We start from the raw sequence: 3,888 nt of genomic DNA, 5'->3' as shown, positions 1-3,888 counted from the left end.
CAGGCGCAGGACTACGCAGCATTGCGCGAGGCGTCGCTCGAACGCCTGGCCGACACGTGCGAGGCGCACCTCGACCTCGTTGCGCTGTTCGGCGCGCCGCCACGTGCGGGCTGAGCCATAATCCCCAAGGTTGACGAAAAATCAGGGCAGATCCGCCGAGTGATCTACTAGTCACATGGTTCGATGTGCGCGCGATGTGTACAAGGAGGCAGGCATGCCGGTGGCCGTTGTAGCGAATCCGAAGGGCGGGGTGGGCAAGACCACGCTGGCAACCAATCTGGCGGGCTACTTTGCCAGTCAGGGCCACGCCGTGATGCTGGGCGACACCGATCGGCAGCAGTCATCGCGCGAATGGCTGGCGTTGCGCCCCGAGACGGCCAAGCCGATCCACACGTGGGAGATCAGCGCCGACCACATCGCCAAGCCGCCCAAGGGCACCACGCATGTGGTGCTCGATACGCCGGCCGGGCTGCACGGCTGGCGGCTGACCGATTTGGTCAAGCTGTCGGACCATGTGATCGTGCCGTTGCAGCCTTCGATGTTCGACATCCTCGCCACGCAGGCCTTCCTGCGCAAATTGGCCGACGAGAAGCCCGTCCGCCACGGCGAGGTCAAGCTGGGTGTGATCGGCATGCGTGTGGACATGCGTACGCGCGCCGCGGAGCAGCTCCAGCGCTTCGTACATGGGCTGGAAGTGCCCATCCTCGGTTATCTGCGTGACACCCAGAACTATGTGCAACTGGCCGCGCACGGGCTGACGCTGTGGGACGTGGCGCCCTCGCGTGTGGCGAAGGACGTCGAACAGTGGAGCGGCATCCTCGATTGGCTGGGGGGAGCGCTCCCGCAGGCCACCGTTGCCGATACCTCGGCGGCGGCATGAAAAAAGCCCGGCAACTAGCCGGGCTTTTTGTTGGGCGACGCCTTGCTCAGATCTCGAGATTGTCGATCAGGCGCGTCTTGCCAAGCTTTGCGGCAGTCAGCACCACCAGCGGCTCGCCGGCGGCGATGTTGTCGGGCGTTGGTGCCTGCAGGTCAGCGCGGCGGCGCACGGCCACGTAGTCGGGTTGCCAGCCACGGCCACGCAGGTAGTCCATCGCCTTGGCCGTCACTTGTTCATGCGAGGCCTGGCCCTGCAGCACGGTCTCCAGCACGTCCTGGCGCACCTGGTGCAGCGTGCGGTACAGCTCGGGTGCCTCGGCGCGTTCTTCGTTAGTCAGATAGACGTTGCGCGAGGACAGTGCCAGGCCATCCTCTGCACGGATCGTCTCGGCCGGGATGATGTCGACCGGCAGTGCGAACTGGTGGGCCATGCGGCGCACGATCATCAATTGCTGGTAGTCCTTCTTGCCGAACACGGCCACACGCGGCTGCACGCAGCAGAACAGCTTCATCACCACCGTGCACACGCCCTTGAAGAAACCGGGGCGGAATTCGCCTTCCAGCGTGTCGCCCAGGTCATGCGGCGGGTCGACGCGGTATTCCTGTGGCTCGGGATACATGTCGCGTTCGGTGGGCGCGAACAGCACGTACACGCCTTCCTTCTGCAGCTTCTCGATGTCGTCCTGCAGCGTGCGCGGGTATTTGTCGAAATCTTCGTTCGGGCCGAACTGCAGGCGGTTCACGAAGATGGACGCCACCACCGGATCGCCGTGCTGGCGTGCCAGGCGCATCAGGCTCAGGTGGCCCTCATGCAGGTTGCCCATGGTCGGCACGAAGGCGACGCGGTTCTGGCCGCGCAACTGGTCGCGCAGTTCCTGGATGGACGAGATGACTTTCATGCGTTTGTGGTGTGAGTCAGCGGCTGACTTTGGCCGAATGGGGTGGCCGAATTACGTCGGGGAATAGGCGAGGCGCACGTAGATGGGCGCGTACGGCTCCGCCTGGGTGATCTCCAGCAGCGATTCACGCGAGAGCTCCAGCATGGCGACAAAGTTGACCACCACGATAGGCGCGCCCTTGCCGGACTGGATCGCTTCTTCAAACAGCTCGGTGAACTCCATGAACCGCGCATGCTGCAGCTTACGCAGGATCTGGCTCATGTGCTCGCGCACGGACAGCTCTTCGCGCGAGATCTTGTGATGCTGCGTGAGCTTGGCCCGGCGTAGCACGTCGGCCCACGCGATGCGCAGGTCGTCGGAATTGACGTCGGGGTAGCGCGGCGCGAGGCTTTGCTCAATGTAGACCTGGGCGCGCAGGAAATCGCGGCCAAGCTGCGGCACGGTGTCGAGCTTCTGCGCGGCAAGCTTCATCTGCTCGTACTCGAGCAGGCGGCGCACCAGTTCGGCACGCGGGTCTTCGGGTTCTTCGCCGGAGTCGGTCTTCTTGACCGGCAGCAGCATGCGCGACTTGATCTCGATCAGCATGGCCGCCATCAGCAGATATTCGGCAGCCAGCTCCAGATTGGTCGCGCGGATCTGTTCGATGTACGCCAGGTACTGCCGCGTGACCTGCGCCAGCGGAATGTCCAGCACATTGAAGTTCTGGCGCCGGATCAGGTACAGCAGCAAGTCCAGCGGCCCTTCAAACGCTTCGAGAAACACCTCGAGCGCATCGGGCGGAATGTAGAGGTCTTGCGGGAGCTTGAACAGCGGCTCGCCGTATAGCCGCGCGAAGGCCAGGCCGTCGACCTGTACCGGCGTGGAGTCCTGCTCGGGCGCCACGCTGGGCAGCTCGACGGGGAGCGGCAGCTTGTCCTGCGCAGAGGTAGTCATGCGGCGGCGCGCCTGGGGGCTTGGGGGGGCGGTCTGCCGATCAGTCCAGCGAATAGACGTACGGCTTTTGCGCCACGCGTGCTGCCTGGGCGCGGGTGCGTTCGTCCAGGTCGATCGGGTCCTTGTCCCACAGCAGCGAGCGGCCTTGGCGCTGTTGCGCTTCCAGGTCGGGCTTCTGGGTCTTGAGTTCTTCCAGGAACTGGGTGATCTCGGACTTGTACAGGGCCATGGCAGTCAGTGATATTGGGTGATCCGGCCCGCACGGGAGGTTCCCGGGCGGAAAACGGCGCATTTTACCGTATCGGCAGGCAGGCACGGCGCCTGCGGAGCCCTTCGGACCGATACGAAAGCCAGTATTCGTTGCATTTGCCTGGGCACCTGCCGGGGTCGGTATGGTCAAATACGCCTTTCCTTTGACTTAGCCGGCCCGTGGGGGCGGCGCTACGCATGCCACGATGACCGGCCCTCGTCGACCGTCACGACCGTCTCACTTTCGTTTTCCGGGTGTTCATGCCGCCGCGCTTGCGGTCGGCTTTGCCATGTCGCTCGCCTGCGCACCTGCCTATGCCGAGTACGACGTCAAGATCGAAGCGCCCAAGGCGATCCGCGATCTGCTGGAGCGTCATCTTGATCTGTCGCGCTATCAGGATCGCAAGGACATCACCGACGATCAGCTTCAGTACATGGTCGAGACCATTGGTGACCAAGTCACCAAACTGACGGCCACCGAGGGTTACTTCGTGCCCAAGGCCACCGCCAGCGTGGATGGGCCGCCGGATCACCGTGTCGTGCATGTGAAGGTCGAGCCCGGTCCGCGCACCACCATCGACAGTGTGGTGCTGGATTTCAATGGCGCGATCACGCAGGACCCCAAGCGTATCGAGGAGTTGAAGAAGGCCTGGGGTTTGCAGAAGGAGATGGCATTCCGCCAGTCCGGCTGGGACAAGGCCAAGGACGACAGCCTGGCCGCGCTGCAGAGCAAGCGCTATTACGCGGCCAAGCAGACGGCGTCGCAGGCGCGTGTTGACCCCGACGAGAACAAGGCGGATCTGTCCGTTTCCTATGACAGCGGCCCGGCCTACACGCTGGGCCCGCTGGATGTGCAGGGCCTGACGCGCTACCCGCTCAGCATCATCACCAACGTCAACCCGCTGCGCGTGGGCGAGGACTACTCGGC

At 64.0% G+C, this 3,888-nt stretch carries 5 protein-coding genes; 2 read left to right on the top strand and 3 right to left on the bottom strand.

From position 1 onward, the window contains the following. Window positions 1–214: 214 nt before the first annotated feature. On the top strand, window positions 215–880 hold the full coding sequence (locus JHD73_RS27055) for a ParA family protein (RefSeq protein WP_199033220.1): 666 nt from the start codon (window positions 215–217) through the stop codon (window positions 878–880). 46 nt (window positions 881–926) lie between these two features. Here JHD73_RS27055 and panC read toward each other — a convergent pair whose 3' ends face one another. From panC to JHD73_RS27040, 3 genes are read right to left on the bottom strand one after another with little or no spacing between them, the layout of a single operon-like run. Beyond that, entirely contained in the window at window positions 927–1,778 is an 852-nt protein-coding gene (gene panC, locus JHD73_RS27050; protein ID WP_199033219.1) for a pantoate--beta-alanine ligase, read from the bottom strand. Between the two features lie 51 nt (window positions 1,779–1,829). After that, window positions 1,830–2,711, bottom strand: coding sequence for a ScpA family protein (locus JHD73_RS27045; RefSeq protein ID WP_199033218.1), 882 nt, complete (start codon window positions 2,709–2,711; stop codon window positions 1,830–1,832). Between the two features lie 40 nt (window positions 2,712–2,751). Next, the gene (locus JHD73_RS27040; RefSeq protein ID WP_021195639.1) at window positions 2,752–2,940 is read right to left on the bottom strand and encodes a DUF3460 family protein; all 189 of its coding nucleotides are present in this window, start codon (window positions 2,938–2,940) and stop codon (window positions 2,752–2,754) included. A 226-nt stretch (window positions 2,941–3,166) separates the two neighbouring features. On the opposite strand from JHD73_RS27040, the gene JHD73_RS27035 reads away from it, so the two are divergent. Beyond that, a partial coding sequence (locus JHD73_RS27035) for an autotransporter assembly complex family protein (RefSeq protein ID WP_368735565.1) occupies window positions 3,167–3,888 on the top strand: 722 nt, incomplete at its 3' end.

Source organism: Ralstonia sp. ASV6 (genome assembly GCF_016429285.1).
GTDB lineage: Bacteria > Pseudomonadota > Gammaproteobacteria > Burkholderiales > Burkholderiaceae > Ralstonia > Ralstonia flaminis.
Note: the sequence above shows the minus strand (reverse complement) of the source record. Positions and strands in the feature narration are given on the sequence as shown.

Coding starts and splice junctions, on each gene's coding strand:
- JHD73_RS27055 (WP_199033220.1), top strand. CDS start 215: ATGCCGGTGGCCGTTGTAGCGAATCCGAAGGGCGGGGTGGGCAAGACC.
- JHD73_RS27040 (WP_021195639.1), bottom strand. CDS start 2,940: ATGGCCCTGTACAAGTCCGAGATCACCCAGTTCCTGGAAGAACTCAAG.
- JHD73_RS27045 (WP_199033218.1), bottom strand. CDS start 2,711: ATGACTACCTCTGCGCAGGACAAGCTGCCGCTCCCCGTCGAGCTGCCC.
- panC (WP_199033219.1), bottom strand. CDS start 1,778: ATGAAAGTCATCTCGTCCATCCAGGAACTGCGCGACCAGTTGCGCGGC.